General features: G+C 66.3%; 15 protein-coding genes. 9 read left to right on the top strand and 6 right to left on the bottom strand.

The features are described 5' to 3' along the window. Nucleotides 1-37 precede the first annotated feature (37 nt). Nucleotides 38-1288, bottom strand: a complete 1251-nt coding sequence (gene icd / locus DFLDMN_RS17485) for an NADP-dependent isocitrate dehydrogenase (RefSeq protein ID WP_423196130.1) — start codon at nt 1286-1288, stop codon at nt 38-40. 209 nt (nt 1289-1497) lie between these two features. On the opposite strand from icd, the gene DFLDMN_RS17480 reads away from it, so the two are divergent. The 3 genes from DFLDMN_RS17480 to DFLDMN_RS17470 all read left to right on the top strand — a co-directional run bounded on the left by DFLDMN_RS17480 (nt 1498) and on the right by DFLDMN_RS17470 (nt 3020). After that, complete coding sequence (locus DFLDMN_RS17480; RefSeq protein WP_423196129.1) at nt 1498-2115, top strand: pseudouridine synthase; 618 nt, start codon at nt 1498-1500, stop codon at nt 2113-2115. A gap of 104 nt (nt 2116-2219) precedes the next feature. Then, nucleotides 2220-2393 (top strand): hypothetical protein, encoded by a 174-nt coding sequence (locus DFLDMN_RS17475; protein WP_423196128.1) that lies wholly within the window; start codon nt 2220-2222, stop codon nt 2391-2393. Between the two features lie 174 nt (nt 2394-2567). Then, a complete protein-coding gene (locus tag DFLDMN_RS17470) occupies nt 2568-3020 on the top strand; it encodes a DUF192 domain-containing protein (protein WP_423196127.1) in 453 nt (150 codons plus the stop codon). A 53-nt stretch (nt 3021-3073) separates the two neighbouring features. Here the strand turns inward: DFLDMN_RS17470 and DFLDMN_RS17465 are convergent, their stop codons facing one another. Further along, the gene (locus DFLDMN_RS17465) at nt 3074-3559 is read right to left on the bottom strand and encodes a YajQ family cyclic di-GMP-binding protein (RefSeq protein WP_423196126.1); all 486 of its coding nucleotides are present in this window, start codon (nt 3557-3559) and stop codon (nt 3074-3076) included. Between the two features lie 158 nt (nt 3560-3717). Here DFLDMN_RS17465 and murB point away from each other — a divergent pair, with 158 nt between their 5' ends. Beyond that, complete coding sequence (gene murB / locus DFLDMN_RS17460) at nt 3718-4728, top strand: UDP-N-acetylmuramate dehydrogenase (RefSeq protein WP_423196125.1); 1011 nt, start codon at nt 3718-3720, stop codon at nt 4726-4728. A 20-nt stretch (nt 4729-4748) separates the two neighbouring features. Here the strand turns inward: murB and DFLDMN_RS17455 are convergent, their stop codons facing one another. Both DFLDMN_RS17455 and argF read right to left on the bottom strand, forming a co-directional pair. After that, nucleotides 4749-5060: a pyrimidine/purine nucleoside phosphorylase gene (locus DFLDMN_RS17455; RefSeq protein ID WP_423196124.1), complete on the bottom strand. Its 312-nt coding sequence runs from the start codon at nt 5058-5060 to the stop codon at nt 4749-4751. A gap of 24 nt (nt 5061-5084) precedes the next feature. Continuing rightward, a complete protein-coding gene (gene argF, locus DFLDMN_RS17450) occupies nt 5085-6008 on the bottom strand; it encodes an ornithine carbamoyltransferase (RefSeq protein ID WP_423196123.1) in 924 nt (307 codons plus the stop codon). A 435-nt stretch (nt 6009-6443) separates the two neighbouring features. Here argF and DFLDMN_RS17445 point away from each other — a divergent pair, with 435 nt between their 5' ends. Then, nucleotides 6444-6743, top strand: coding sequence for a DUF3579 domain-containing protein (locus DFLDMN_RS17445; RefSeq protein ID WP_423196122.1), 300 nt, complete (start codon nt 6444-6446; stop codon nt 6741-6743). Between the two features lie 155 nt (nt 6744-6898). Here the strand turns inward: DFLDMN_RS17445 and rpsT are convergent, their stop codons facing one another. Then, nucleotides 6899-7165: a 30S ribosomal protein S20 gene (rpsT, locus tag DFLDMN_RS17440; RefSeq protein ID WP_423196121.1), complete on the bottom strand. Its 267-nt coding sequence runs from the start codon at nt 7163-7165 to the stop codon at nt 6899-6901. Between the two features lie 467 nt (nt 7166-7632). Between rpsT and murJ the strand changes: the two genes are divergently transcribed. Continuing rightward, complete coding sequence (gene murJ, locus DFLDMN_RS17435; RefSeq protein WP_423196120.1) at nt 7633-9183, top strand: murein biosynthesis integral membrane protein MurJ; 1551 nt, start codon at nt 7633-7635, stop codon at nt 9181-9183. Nucleotides 9184-9257: 74 nt separating this feature from the next. Next, nucleotides 9258-10106, top strand: a complete 849-nt coding sequence (locus DFLDMN_RS17430) for a SirB1 family protein (protein ID WP_423196119.1) — start codon at nt 9258-9260, stop codon at nt 10104-10106. A 23-nt stretch (nt 10107-10129) separates the two neighbouring features. Here DFLDMN_RS17430 and DFLDMN_RS17425 read toward each other — a convergent pair whose 3' ends face one another. Continuing rightward, nucleotides 10130-10780, bottom strand: coding sequence for a VTT domain-containing protein (locus tag DFLDMN_RS17425; RefSeq protein WP_423196118.1), 651 nt, complete (start codon nt 10778-10780; stop codon nt 10130-10132). Nucleotides 10781-10929: 149 nt separating this feature from the next. On the opposite strand from DFLDMN_RS17425, the gene mutL reads away from it, so the two are divergent. Then, nucleotides 10930-12873, top strand: a complete 1944-nt coding sequence (gene mutL, locus DFLDMN_RS17420; protein ID WP_423196117.1) for a DNA mismatch repair endonuclease MutL — start codon at nt 10930-10932, stop codon at nt 12871-12873. Next, nucleotides 12870-13826, top strand: coding sequence for a tRNA (adenosine(37)-N6)-dimethylallyltransferase MiaA (miaA, locus tag DFLDMN_RS17415; protein ID WP_423196116.1), 957 nt, complete (start codon nt 12870-12872; stop codon nt 13824-13826). The genes mutL and miaA overlap by 4 nt, the downstream gene beginning before the upstream one ends. Nucleotides 13827-13828 lie beyond the last annotated feature (2 nt).

Genomic DNA, 13828 nt, shown 5'->3' with positions numbered 1-13828 from the left:
TGCGGTGCGGCTCGCACGCACGGGGCCGGGACCGGGCTCACATGTTGTCGATCATCACCTGACCGAAGCCCGAGCACGATACCTGCGTCGCGCCTTCCAGCAGGCGCGCAAAGTCGTACGTGACCTTCTTCGACAGAATCGCGCGCTCCATCGCGCCGATGATCAGGTCGGCTGCCTCGGTCCAGCCCATATGACGCAGCATCATTTCCGCGGACAGGATCTCCGAGCCCGGATTGACGTAATCCTTGCCCGCATACTTGGGGGCCGTGCCATGCGTGGCTTCGAACATCGCCACGGAGTCGGACATATTGGCGCCCGGCGCGATGCCGATACCGCCCACCTGCGCCGCCAGCGCGTCGGAGATGTAGTCGCCGTTGAGATTGAGCGTGGCGATCACCGAATACTCGGCGGGGCGCAGCAGGATCTGCTGCAGGAACGCATCGGCGATGGCGTCCTTGACCACGATGTCCTTGCCGGTCTTGGGATTGCGGATCTTGCACCAGGGGCCGCCATCCACGAGCTCGGCACCGAATTCTTCCTGCGCCAGCGCGTAGCCCCAGTCGCGGAACCCGCCTTCGGTGAACTTCATGATGTTGCCCTTGTGCACCAGCGTGACCGACGGCTTGTCGTTGTCGATCGCGTACTGGATGGCCTTGCGCACCAGGCGCTGCGTGCCCTGCTTCGACACCGGCTTGATACCGATGCCCGAGGTATCGGGAAAGCGGATCTTCTTCACGCCCATCTCGTCTTGCAGGAACGCGATCAGCTTTTTGGCATTGGCGCTTTCCGCTTCCCATTCGATGCCGGCATAGATGTCCTCGGAATTCTCGCGGAAGATCACCATATCGGTCTTCTCGGGCTCGCGCACGGGCGACGGCACCCCCTTGAAATAGCGCACGGGCCGCAGGCAGACATAGAGGTCGAGCTGCTGGCGCAGCGCCACGTTGAGTGAGCGGATGCCGCCGCCGACGGGCGTGGTGAGCGGGCCCTTGATCGAGACCACGTATTCCTTGACCGCCTCGAGCGTTTCGTCCGGCAGCCACACATCGGGACCGTAGACGCGCGTCGATTTCTCGCCGGCGTAGATCTCCATCCAGGCGATCTGGCGCTTGCCGCCGTATGCCTTGGCCACTGCGGCATCGACCACCTTGAGCATGACCGGCGTGATATCGACGCCCGTGCCGTCGCCTTCGATATACGGAATGACCGGATGATCCGGAACGTTGAGCGAGAAATCCTGGTTGACGGTGATCTTCTCGCCTGCGGGAACCTTGATGTGCTGGTACATGTGCGTCTCCACTGCAGAAGGGAAATTTGACGGGAGTCGCGAGGCATTTTGCAGCAAACCGCGCGGCACCGCCATGGTGTCCGGCCCAATCCCTGGGCCATCCCTGACCCATCCCTGACCCAATCCCGGTCCAATCCCGGCCCAATCCCGGCCCAGGCGGCGCCGGACTCCGGCATACTGCGCGCTTCCGCCACCCTGCCCCGCTCGCATTGACCCTGCTCGCTCTCAACAAACCGTTCGGCACCATGAGCCAGTTCTCGCCGCATCCGACCCGGCCCACGCTGGCCGACTGCGTGCAGGTGCCCGGGGTCTATCCCGCCGGCCGGCTCGACGCCGACAGCGAGGGCCTGCTGCTGCTGACCGACGACGGCGCGCTGCAAACCCGCATCGCCGATCCGCGGCACAAGCTGGCCAAGACCTATCTCGCGCAGGTGGAGGGCGTACCCGACGCGGAGGCGCTCGCGGCGCTACGGCGTGGCGTGGATCTGGGCGATTTCCGCACGCTGCCGGCCCAGGCGCGCGTGGTGGAGGCACCGGCCTGGCTCTGGCCGCGCCATCCGCCCGTGCGCTTTCGCGCGGCCATTCCCACCACGTGGGTCGAGGTGGTGATCCACGAGGGCAAGAACCGGCAAGTGCGCCGCATGACCGCCGCGGTCGGCTATCCGACCTTGCGTCTCGTACGTGTGGCGATCGGTGCGCTGCGCCTGCCCGACCTCGCGCTGGCGCCCGGCCAATGGCGCGAGATTGCGCCCGCGGCCATGGGCCTGCCCGCGCCCGCGGTGCGCGCCGCGCCGCAACGCGCTGTAAAACGCCGTTACAAATCCTAGACAAATCGCCGTCAACGACCGCCTTGCGGCCGTCGTTTTTGTCGCTGACACGTCCAATACGCGTCGAATTTTTCCGAATGCACTCAATTTTCGAGGTACATGCAATGAAAAAACTGATCGCTGCCCTGGTTGTCGGCCTGTTCGCCACTGGCGCTTTCGCTCAAGCTTCCGCCCCCGCGGCTGACAGCGCCGCACCGGCCGCCACCTCGAAGACCACCAAGAAGAAGCAGACGCACAAGAAGCACGCTGCCAAGAAGAAGACCGCAGCTGCGTCGTAAGCGCCGACACGAGGCCTGCGCGCCTCGCGACGGCAACAGAAAGGCAGGATCGCCCCGGCGCTCCTGCCTTTTCTCATGGGCGGCCGCAGCGCACGAAGGCGCCGTGCTGCGCTATGCTCACGGCTGCTGCCGGACGCCGATCCGGCCTCCCACACCGAACCCGATCTCCTCGCCATGCATACCGTGTTCAAGACCACGCTGGCCGCCGCCGGCCTTGCCTGGGCCGCCCTGGCGCACGCCCAGGGCGTGCTGCCCACGATCAACCTGACCGCCGGCGTGTATGCCATTCACGCCGAAGTGGCGGCCAGCCCGTCGGCGCGCGAGCGCGGCCTGATGTACCGCCAGAACATGCCGGCCAATGCGGGCATGCTGTTCGTGTTCGAGGAAAAGGCCGGCCATTGCTTCTGGATGAAGAACACCGACCTGCCGCTGTCGATCGCCTTCCTGGCCGATGATGGCAGCATCGTCAACATCGAGGACATGGCGCCGCAGACCGAGGACAACCATTGCCCGCGCGCGGCGGTGCGCTACGCGCTGGAGATGAACAAGGGCTGGTTTGCGCAGAAGGGCATCAAGCCCGGCGCGAAGATCGGCGGCCTGCCGCCGGCGGGACGGCCGGCGCAGTAAGCCGGATCCGGCACTGACGCTGGTGGCCGTCCCCACGGACGGCCGGCCGCCATTCAGTCGCGGAAGTTGTTGAAGTCGAGCGGCGCTTCCGATACGTCCTTGCGCAGCAGCGCGATCACCGACTGCAGGTCGTCGCGCTTGCCGCCCGAGACGCGCACCGCGTCGCCCTGGATGCTTGCCTGCACCTTGATCTTGCTGTCCTTGATCAGACGCACGATCTTCTTGGCCAGGTCGCCGGTCACGCCCTTCTTGATGGTGATGACCTGCTTGACCTTGTCGCCGCTGATCTTCTCGACCTTGCCATAATCGAGAAAGCGCACATCGACATTGCGCTTGGCCATCTTGTTGATCAGTACGTCCTTGACCTGACCGAGCTTGAAATCGTCGTCGGCAAACGCGGTCAGTTCATTTTCCTTGTGTTCCACACGGGCATCCGAGCCCTTGAAATCGAAGCGCGTGGAGATCTCCTTGTTGGATTGCTCCACAGCGTTCTTCACTTCCACCATATTCGCTTCGCATACGACATCAAACGACGGCATCTTCATTCTCCTGGGGCGTCATGGGCCCGGGGCGCGCCGCGCGCCGGCGGGCCTTCGCGACCGGTTACGTATAATCCTGCCTACCGCGCAGTCCGGGTACCCGCCCGGGTTCCGGCAACCAATTCCCGGCTACCCGCGCGTACAACCGCTTCTCTTGCATGGCAGATTTCCACGAATTCTATCCCCTGCGCCGCCACAATACATTCGGATTCGACGTCCGCGCGCGCTTTGCCGTCCATGTCCGCAGCGAGGACGACCTCGTCGGCGCGCTGACGGACCCGCGTGCGCGTGACCTGCCCGTGGTGGTACTCGGGGGCGGCAGCAACATCGTGCTGACTGGCGATCTCGACGCGCTGGTGCTGCTGATGGAAATTCCCGGCTACCGCATTGCCGCGGGCGGCGACGTGACGCTGGTCACCGCCGGCGCCGGCGAAAACTGGCACGACTTCGTCAACCGCACCATTGCCGACGGGCTGCCCGGCCTGGAAAACCTGGCGCTGATCCCGGGTACCGTGGGCGCCGCGCCGATCCAGAATATCGGCGCCTATGGCGTGGAGCTGTGCGACCGCTTTGCCGGCCTGCGCGCGTACGATCGCCGTACCGGCGCGTTTGTCGAGCTGGACGCCGCGCGCTGCGCGTTTGGCTATCGCGACAGCCTGTTCAAACGCGAGGGCCGCCACCGCTACATCGTCACGGCAGTCACCTTCCGCCTGCCACGGCAATGGACGCCCGCGCTTGGCTATGCCGAACTGGCGCGTGAACTCGAAGGCGTGGCGGCACCGGACGCGGCACGGATTCGCGACGCGGTGGTCGCGATCCGCTCGCGCAAGCTGCCCGATCCGGCCCAGATCGGCAATGCGGGCAGTTTCTTCAAGAACCCGCTGGTCGAGGCCGGGTTGCGTGACAGTCTGCTGGCGGCGCATCCGTCGCTGGTCAGCTATCCGCAGGCCGACGGCTCGTACAAGCTGGCCGCGGGCTGGCTGATCGACCAGTGCGGGTTCAAGGGTATCCGGGATGGCGCCGTGGGTGTCTACGGCAAGCAGGCGCTGGTGCTGGTGCACCATGGCGGCGGCAGCGCGCGCGACCTGCTCGCGCTTGCGCACCGCATCGAGGACGCGGTGCAGCAGCGCTTTGGCGTACGGATCGAGCCGGAGCCGGTAATTCTCTGATGCAGCGGCGGTGCGGCGCGTCAGCCAAAGTGGCAGACGTAGTCGAGCGTCTCGGTGACCTCGATATCGAACTTGCTATCGCCAGGCACGTTGAACTGCTGGCCGGCGCCGTAGGTCTGCCAGCCATCCGCGCCGTGCAGACGCACGCGGCAGGTACCCGCATTGATCTCCATGATCTCCGGCGCGCCGGTGCTGAAGGTCAGGCTCGACGGAAAAATCACGCCCAGCGTCTTGCGCGTGCCATCGGGAAACAGCACCGTGTGGCTGACGCACTTGCCGTCGAAATACAGGTTGGCTTTCTTGACGACGGAGACGTTGTCGAACTGACTCATGGATGGTTCTTTCGGAGAAAAATTTCAGTAACGGCCGCAGAGCAGGTATTCCATCAACGCCTTCTGGACGTGGAGGCGGTTCTCGGCCTCTTCCCAGACCACGCTGCGCGGGCCGTCGATCACGGCGGCTTCCACTTCCTCGCCACGGTGCGCGGGCAGGCAATGCATGAACAGCGCATCGGAGGCGGCGCGGTCCATCATCGCGGTGGTCACCATCCAGTCCTTGAACGCACGCTTGCGCGCCTCGTTCTCGGCCTCGAAGCCCATGCTGGTCCAGACGTCGGTGGTCACGAGATGCGCGCCGGCGCAGGCGGCCAGCGGATCGTCGAACACCTTCACCAAGCCCGCCGCGGTGGCCGGCACCATGGCCGGCTCGAGCTGATACCCCGGCGGGGCGGAGAAATGGAACGTAAAGCCGAGACGCTCGGCCGCCTGGATCCAGGTGTAGGCCATGTTGTTGGCGTCACCGATCCACGCCACGATCTTGCCGCGGATGCTGCCGCGCTGCTCGATGTACGTGAACACGTCCGCCAGCACCTGGCACGGATGGTATTCGTTGGTCAGGCCATTGATGACGGGCACGCGCGAATGCGCGGCAAAGCGGTCGATGATGTCCTGGCCGAACGTGCGGATCATGATGATGTCGACCATGCGCGAGATCACCTGCGCCGCGTCCTCGATCGGTTCGCCGCGACCGAGCTGCGAGTCGCGCGTGTTGAGGAATACCGCGTGACCGCCGAGCTGGTGGATGCCGGCCTCGAACGAGAGGCGCGTGCGCGTCGAATTCTTCTCGAAGATCATGGCCAGCGTGCGGTCGTGCAGCGGGTGCCAGGTCTCGTAGTTCTTGAACTTCGCCTTGAGGATCTGCGCGCGGTCCAGCAGGTACTCGTACTCCTCGGCGGCAAGGTCGCTGAACTGCAGGTAATGCTTGATCGGGGTTGGGCTCATAAAACAAAGAAGGCGACTCGCTGGGGACACATCCGCCGGCGGGAGCGCGGTATTCACCGGGCCGATGCCGTTCGGCGGAGCGTGTCGCGGAGCCGCCTTTCGCGTCGCTTACGCATTTTGACTGCAAGAATCATAACGGGTTATGCGCCCTTTGGCGAGCCCGGGGCCACCCCACCCCGGCGGTGCGGACGGTGCCTGCCGGAGGCCTGGGCACTTATGCGCAAGTCTTATATAAGATATAATACCTGCTGATTCACGCGGGGCCAGGCATACCCATGCCGGTCGCCCGCACCGGCATCAAAAGTGCCCCTGCAGACACCGACGCCCTGCTCACCCGGCCGACGCACAGCGAACCAAATGCTGGCGGGCCGCGTCAAAATGGGCGCCCGTGACAGCGGGTTGTCCGTCGAGTCTCCGTTCCATCCCCGCAGTCTCATGAAGCCCAACGTTCGCGAATATTTCATCCAAGGCATTACGAAGGAAGGCAAGGCTTTCCGTCCGAGCGACTGGGCAGAGCGGCTGTGCGGCGTGATGGCCCAGTTTCGCCCCGAAGGCGATTCCGGCGATCCGCGCTACACCTATTCGCCGTACGTCCGGCCCGTCATCATCGGTAACGTCAAGAACGTGGTGGTGGACGTGCGACTGCGCGATATCGAGCCGAAGGCGCTCGACTTCGTGCTGAACTTCGCACGCGACAATGACCTGCAGGTGGTGGAGGCGTGCTACCTCGACTGAGGGGAGGGGGCGCCCGCCGCGGCGGGCCAGGCGGTGCGGCAGAAAACAAAAAAGCTCGTCGAACGACGAGCTTTTTTTATGCGGGTGCACCCGCTGGGGCCACCGCGTGGCAGGCAGGCACCACCGCCGGGTGGCACCCGCTGCACGCGCCGCTATCAGGCAGCCATGGCCTTGATGGCGGCCGACAGACGCGACTTGTGACGTGCAGCCTTGTTCTTGTGCACGATCTTCTTGTCGGCGATGCTGTCGATCACGGCTTGCGACTGCTTGAACATTTCAGCAGCGGCAGCCTTGTCGCCGGCGTCGATGGCCTTGCGAACGGCCTTGACGGCGGTGCGCAGACGCGAGCGCAGGCTGGAGTTGTGGGCGTTCTGAGCGACGGCTTGACGCGCGCGCTTGCGAGCTTGTGCGGAATTTGCCATTTGATCTCTTTTCCTGAATTCAGATGCGTGCCCCGGGGCGACGCGAAATATTTAGGGACGCAAAATTTCGGGACGCAACAATTAAGTCACATCGTGCGACCCGGGATGTTCTGACACACGAATCCGGAACGCGACTGTCCTTGCGAATCGGCGATTATACACATAGCCCGGTCAGGCAGGCAAGCGCCGATGCCGCACCCCGCCGACGCCGCACCCCTGTGTGAGCCGCCCTCGGCGCCAGGCCGGCGCCGGCGCCGGCGCGGGGCCGCCGGACCACGAAACCCGCCATCGGCGGAAACGGCGTCCGCGCGGCCCGCCTCCGTATAATATGCGCCACACCAAGTGCCGCCCCAGGCGCGTCGCCTCCGACCCCGGGCGTGGCCGCATGGCAACTTTGTGGCGCGGCGGGCGTCAGACTCGCGTCCCCGCCCCGCCATGCCGGCCCACGCCTCGCTTTCCGACTCATCTTGAACCTGCTCAAAGCGCTTGCCACCATCAGCAGCCTGACGATGCTCTCGCGCATCACCGGCCTGGTGCGCGAAATCCTGATCGCCCGCGCGTTCGGCGCCTCGGACATGACCGACGCGTTCAACGTGGCCTTCCGTATTCCCAACCTGCTGCGCCGCGTGTTTGCCGAGGGCGCGTTCTCGCAGGCGTTCGTGCCGATCCTCAACGAGTACCACGGCAAGCGCGGCACCGACGATACGCACGCGCTGATCGACGCGGTGTCCACGCTGATGACCTGGGTGCTGATAGGCGTGTCCGCGCTCGGCGTGATCGGCGCCCCGCTGGTGATGACGGCGGTGGCCACCGGCTTCCGCGGCCAGAGCGAAACGTACGATGCGGCGGTCTTCATGACCCGCGTGATGTTTCCCTATATCGGCCTGATCTCGCTGGTGGCACTTGCCTCGGGCATTCTCAATACGTGGCGCAACTTCGGCGTGCCCGCGTTCACGCCGGTACTGCTCAACCTTTGCCTGATCGTGGCGGCGCTCTTCGTCGGCCCGCATATGGCGCAGCCGATCTACGCGCAGGCCTGGGGTGTGCTGGTGGGCGGCGTGCTGCAACTCGCGATCCAGGTGCCCGCGCTGCGCAGGCTCGGCGTGATGCCGCGCCTCTCGTTCAACGTGCGGGCGGCCTGGGCCCACCCGGGCGTGCGCCGCGTGATCCGGCAGATGCTACCGGCCCTGCTGGCGGTGTCGGTGGCGCAGATCAGCCTGATCATCAATACCAATATCGCGTCGCACCTCGCGGCCGGCAGCGTGTCGTACCTGACCTACGCCGACCGCCTCATGGAGTTTCCGACCGCGCTGCTCGGTGTGGCGCTCGGCACCATCCTGCTGCCGAGCCTGTCGCGCGCCAGCGCCGAGGACGATCGCGCCGAGTATTCGGGGCTGCTCGACTGGGGCCTGCGCCTTACCTTCCTGCTCGCCATGCCATGCGCGGTGGGCCTGTTCGTGTTCGGCACGCCGCTGACCGCGGTGCTGTTCCACTATGGCCGCTTCGATGCGCACGCGGTGGAGATGACGCGCCAGGCGCTGGTGTCCTACGGCGTCGGCCTGCTTGGCCTGATCCTGATCAAGATCCTGACGCCGGGTTTCTATGCGCGCCAGGACATTCGCACGCCGGTGAAGATTGCATTGCTGGTGCTGGCCATCACGCAGGCCTCGAACTACGTCTTCGTGCCCAGACTCGGCCATGCGGGGCTGGCCCTGTCGATCAGCTTCGGCGCCACCGTCAACGCGCTGCTGCTGTTCTTCGGTCTGCGCCGCCGCGGCTTCTACCGGCCCGCGCCGGGCTGGGGCCTGTTCCTGCTGCAACTGCTCGCGGCGGTGTTGATCCTGGCGGGCATGCTGCTGTGGTTTACCCGCAGTTTCGACTGGATCGGCATGGGGGCGACGCCGGGCCTGCGCATCGCGCTGATGGCGTCGTGCCTGGTACTTGCGGCGGTGGTCTACTTCGGTACACTGTGGCTCATGGGGCTGAGGTATTCCGCTTTCAGGCGGAGAGCCGGCTAGGGTTCCGGTCGTAGCGACCGGGGCCACATAGGTTTACGCCGCAGCGCATCACAGGCCGCCATCAGGAACCCGCAATGACATCCACGAAAGTCCTGGATTACTTCGCCAGTCTCGTGGCGGACGAACACGCCATCCCGCTTACCGAAACCGCGCTCTCCCTCGCCCAGGACGCCTACCCCGATCTGGACCTGCAGTCCGAACTCGCCGCGCTCGACATGCTCGCGGTCCGTCTCAAGCGCCGCATTGCTGAGGGCACGCCGGCCATCCAGCGCCTGCGCCTGCTCAACCATTTCTTCTATCGGGACCTCGGTTTCGGCGCCAACGCCAACGACTACTACGATCCCGACAATTCGTACCTGAACGTGGTGATGAAGCAGCGCCGCGGCATTCCGATCTCGCTTGCGGTGCTGTACATGGAGCTGGGCCAGCAGATCGGCCTGCCGTTGAAAGGGGTCTCGTTCCCCAATCATTTCCTGGTGCGGATGTCGATCCCGGCCGGCGAGGTGGTGCTGGACCCGCTCACCGGCGAGACGCTGTCGAAGGAACAGCTGCAGGAGATGCTCGATCCGTACCTGGAGCGCGAAGGCATCGGCGACCCGAATCAGGTGCCGCTGGGCCTGTTCCTGCAGGTGGCGAGCCACCGCGAGATCGTCGCGCGCATGCTGCGCAACCTCAAGGCGATCTATCTGCAGGAGTCGCGCTGGCAGCGTCTGCTGGCGGTGCAGAACCGCCTGGTGATCCTGCTGCCGAACTCGATCGAGGAAGTGCGCGACCGCGGGCTGGCCTATGCCAACCTCGAGTGCTTCCGGCCCGCGCTCGAGGACCTGGAAGCCTATGTGCAGGCGCGGCCGGACGCGGCCGACACCACGCAGATCCGCGACCGCATGCCGGCGCTGCGGATGATGAGCCGCAGCCTCAACTGAGCACCGGCGCGCGGCGCGTGCCCTTACTGGTCCGCCGGCGCGCGGCGCTTGCCGCCGCGCACCAGGCGCCACAGCCCGCCCAGCACCAGCGGCACGACCGCGGCGCCGATACCGGCCAGCACGATCAGGTTCAGGTACTGCTTGATAAAGGGCAGATTGCCGAAGAAGTAGCCCATAAACACCAGGCCCACGACCCACAGCAGCGCGCCCAGCACATTGAACAGCTGGAAGCGCGCAAACGTCATCTGCGACACGCCCGCCACGAACGGCGCAAACGTGCGCACGATCGGGATAAAGCGCGCCATGACCAGCGTCTTGCCGCCGTGGCGTTCATAGAAGTCGTGCGTGCGGCGCAGATTCTGCTGGTCCAGGAAGCGCCACTGGTGGTCGAACACCTTGGGCCCGATCCAGCTTCCCACCATGTAATTGACGGTATTGCCGGTCACCGCGGCCACCAGCAGCAGGCCGGCCAGCACCCATTCGTTCATCGCGCCGGTAGCGCACATGGCGCCCGCGATGAAGAGCAGCGAGTCGCCCGGCAGGAACGGCAGCACCACCAGGCCGGTTTCGGCGAATACGATCGCGAACAGGATGCCGTACACCCAGACGCCATAGTCCTGGACGAACTGACCCAGGAATTTATCGACATGGAGCACCATGTCGAGCAGTTGCATTGCGGTATCCAAATCAAGCCTCGCTGCGGATGAAGGCCCCCATCATACAAGAGCCGCCTGAAGCCAACCTTATCGGGACCGTTCCAGACCGGCTTGCCGCCTGCCAACCTGTGCCCGGAATGTGTCCGGCCCCACGTATAATCGCCGGCATGCCTGCCGACGCCCCTCTGCCCCGCCAGCCCATGCGCCCGATCCGCGCGCTGCCCGACCAGCTGATCAGCCAGATCGCCGCCGGCGAGGTGGTGGAGCGCCCGGCCTCGGTGGTCAAGGAACTGCTCGAGAACGCGCTCGATGCCGGCACCACGCAGCTTGGCGTCCGGCTCGAGGAAGGCGGCGTTCGCCGCATCGTCATCACCGATAACGGCTGCGGCATTCCCGCCGACGAACTGCCGGTCGCGCTGATGCGGCATGCCACCAGCAAGATCGCCTCGCTCGACGAACTCGAAGCCGTGCTGACGCTCGGCTTTCGCGGCGAGGCGCTGGCCTCGATCGCTTCGGTCTCGCACCTCGTCATGACCAGCCGCACCGCGGACATGCCGCACGCGATGCAGGTCAGCGCCGACACCGGCCATGTGCAGCCGGCCTCCGGCGGCGTCGGCACCATGGTCGACGTGCAGCACCTGTACTTCAACACGCCGGCGCGCCGAAAGTTCCTCAAATCGGAACAGACCGAGCTTGGCCATTGCCTGGAAATGGTACGTCGCGTGGCGCTGGCGCGGCCCGATGTCGCCATCACGGTCCACCACAACGGCAAGCCGCTGGAGCACTGGAACGCCGGCGACGTCGGTATGCGCACGGCGCAGGTGCTCGGCGACGACTTTGCGCAGGCGCGCCTGCCGCTCGACGAGCATGCGGACACCCTGCACCTGTATGGCTTTGCCGGCCTGCCGACCGCCTCGCGCGGGCGCCCGGACCAGCAGTATTTCTTCGTCAACGGGCGCTTTGTGCGCGACAAGCTGCTGAACCATGCGGTGCGCAGCGCCTATCAGGACGTGCTGCACGGCGACCGCTTTCCGTCGTACGTACTGTGCCTGGACCTGCCGCCCGAGATGGTGGACGTGAATGTCCACCCGTCCAAGATCGAGGTGCGCTTCCGCGAATCGCGCGCGGTGCACCAGTTCGTCTACCACGCGGTGCAGCGCTGCCTGGCGCGCCAGGCGGGCGAGCTGGGCGACAGCCTGCACACCACGCCGGCCACCGGTCCCGCGGCCATGCCGACGGCACGCCCGGCCCCCGGCGGCAGCGGCGCCGCCCCGCAATGGATCAATTACTCGGCCGGCCGGCAGACCGAACTCGGCATCGCGCAACCGCGCCAGGCGTATCTGGGCATGGTGCGCGAGGCCACCGGCGGCGACCATCACCCACCCGCCGCGCGGCCCTCTGTGCCGTCGGCGCAGCCGCCGGCATGGCTGGCCGACGCGCAGGCGGCGCGGGCCGACGAGCCGCCGGGACTGCTCGACCGCCTGCCGCGCGCGACCACCACGTTCGATGCGCAGCCGGAGGATGACGGGCATCCGCTCGGCTATGCGATCGCGCAGCTGCACGGCATCTACGTGCTGGCGCAGAACGCGCGCGGGCTGGTGCTGGTCGATATGCACGCCGCGCACGAGCGCATTCTCTACGAGCAGATCAAGACCGCGCTCGACGCGCGCGAGCTCGCGGTGCAGCCCTTATTGATTCCCGTGACGCTGCCGGCCAGCCCGGTCGAGATCGGCGCGGCCGAGGAACACCAGGACACGCTGACGCTGCTCGGCTTCGATATCGCACCGGTGTCGCCGACCACGCTGGCGGTGCGCGCGATTCCGGCGCTGCTCAAGCAGGCCGATGCCGAGGCGCTGGCCCGCGACGTGCTGCGCGACCTGCAGGCCTACGGCGGTTCGCGCGTGCTGGCCGAGCGCCAGAACGAGCTGCTGGCGACGCTGGCCTGCCATAGCGCGGTGCGCGCCAATCGCAAGCTCACCCACGAAGAAATGAACGCGCTGCTGCGCGAGATGGAGCAGACCGAGCGCGCGGACCAGTGTAACCACGGCCGCCCGACCTGGGTGCAGTTGTCGGTGGCGGAACTCGACCGCCTGTTCCTGCGCGGCCAGTGAGCGCATCCGACCATTTGCCCCCGATCGTCTGCCTGCTGGGTCCGACCGCCTCCGGCAAGACCGCGGCAGCGCTGGCGCTGGCCGAGCGCGCGCCGATCGAGATCATCAGCCTCGATTCCGCGCTGGTCTATCGCGGCATGGACATCGGCACCGCCAAGCCGGCCCCGGCCGAACTTGCGGCGGTACCGCACCATCTGATCGATATCATCGACCCGGCCGAGCGCTATTCGGCCGCGCAGTTCGTCACCGATGCGCAGCGGCTGATCGGCGAGATTCGCGCGCGCGGACATATGCCCCTGATCGTGGGCGGCACCATGCTCTACTACAAGGCGCTGACGCAGGGACTCAACGATCTGCCGCAGGCCGACCCCATGCTACGCGCGGAACTCGACGCGCTGGCGGCGGAACGCGGCTGGCCGGCGCTGCATGCGATGCTGGCCGAGGCCGACCCGGTCACCGCCGCGCGCCTTGCCCCCAACGATGCCCAGCGGATCCAGCGCGCGCTCGAGATCCATCGCCTCACGGGCCAGCCGATGTCGGCCCTGCTGGCGCGCGCGGCGGCCGCGCGCACCTTCACCGGCGCGGCCGATGCGCGTTACCGCGTGATTGCGCTGGAGCCGTCCGACCGTGCGGTGCTGCACGCGCGCATTGCCGCGCGCTTCGATGCCATGCTTGCCCATGGCCTGATCGACGAGGTGCAGCGCCTGCGCGCGCGCGGTGACCTGCATGCGGGCTTGCCGTCGATCCGCTGTGTCGGCTACCGGCAGGTGTGGGAATATCTCGATGGCCAGACCGATGCGGCCACCATGCGCGAGCACGGTATCGCGGCCACGCGCCAGCTATGCAAGCGTCAGATTACCTGGTTGCGCAGCACGCCGGAGCGGATCACCGTCGATTGCCTGGCCGCCGACTACGTGGCGCAGGTCGCGACGCTTGCGCTTCAACATCCCTGAAC

Origin of the sequence: Cupriavidus sp. H19C3 (assembly GCF_049393815.1) — a bacterium.
Taxonomy (GTDB): Bacteria; Pseudomonadota; Gammaproteobacteria; order Burkholderiales; family Burkholderiaceae; genus Cupriavidus.
The sequence above is the reverse complement of the archived record's forward strand: the minus strand, read 5'-3'. Positions and strand labels throughout refer to the sequence as shown.

Excerpts from the sequence above, each read along its gene's own strand:
- icd (WP_423196130.1), bottom strand. The coding sequence starts at position 1,288 with ATGTACCAGCACATCAAGGTTCCCGCAGGCGAGAAGATCACCGTCAAC.
- DFLDMN_RS17475 (WP_423196128.1), top strand. The coding sequence starts at position 2,220 with ATGAAAAAACTGATCGCTGCCCTGGTTGTCGGCCTGTTCGCCACTGGC.
- DFLDMN_RS17470 (WP_423196127.1), top strand. The coding sequence starts at position 2,568 with ATGCATACCGTGTTCAAGACCACGCTGGCCGCCGCCGGCCTTGCCTGG.
- DFLDMN_RS17465 (WP_423196126.1), bottom strand. The coding sequence starts at position 3,559 with ATGCCGTCGTTTGATGTCGTATGCGAAGCGAATATGGTGGAAGTGAAG.
- murB (WP_423196125.1), top strand. The coding sequence starts at position 3,718 with ATGGCAGATTTCCACGAATTCTATCCCCTGCGCCGCCACAATACATTC.
- DFLDMN_RS17455 (WP_423196124.1), bottom strand. The coding sequence starts at position 5,060 with ATGAGTCAGTTCGACAACGTCTCCGTCGTCAAGAAAGCCAACCTGTAT.
- argF (WP_423196123.1), bottom strand. The coding sequence starts at position 6,008 with ATGAGCCCAACCCCGATCAAGCATTACCTGCAGTTCAGCGACCTTGCC.
- DFLDMN_RS17445 (WP_423196122.1), top strand. The coding sequence starts at position 6,444 with ATGAAGCCCAACGTTCGCGAATATTTCATCCAAGGCATTACGAAGGAA.
- rpsT (WP_423196121.1), bottom strand. The coding sequence starts at position 7,165 with ATGGCAAATTCCGCACAAGCTCGCAAGCGCGCGCGTCAAGCCGTCGCT.
- DFLDMN_RS17430 (WP_423196119.1), top strand. The coding sequence starts at position 9,258 with ATGACATCCACGAAAGTCCTGGATTACTTCGCCAGTCTCGTGGCGGAC.
- DFLDMN_RS17425 (WP_423196118.1), bottom strand. The coding sequence starts at position 10,780 with ATGCAACTGCTCGACATGGTGCTCCATGTCGATAAATTCCTGGGTCAG.
- mutL (WP_423196117.1), top strand. The coding sequence starts at position 10,930 with ATGCCTGCCGACGCCCCTCTGCCCCGCCAGCCCATGCGCCCGATCCGC.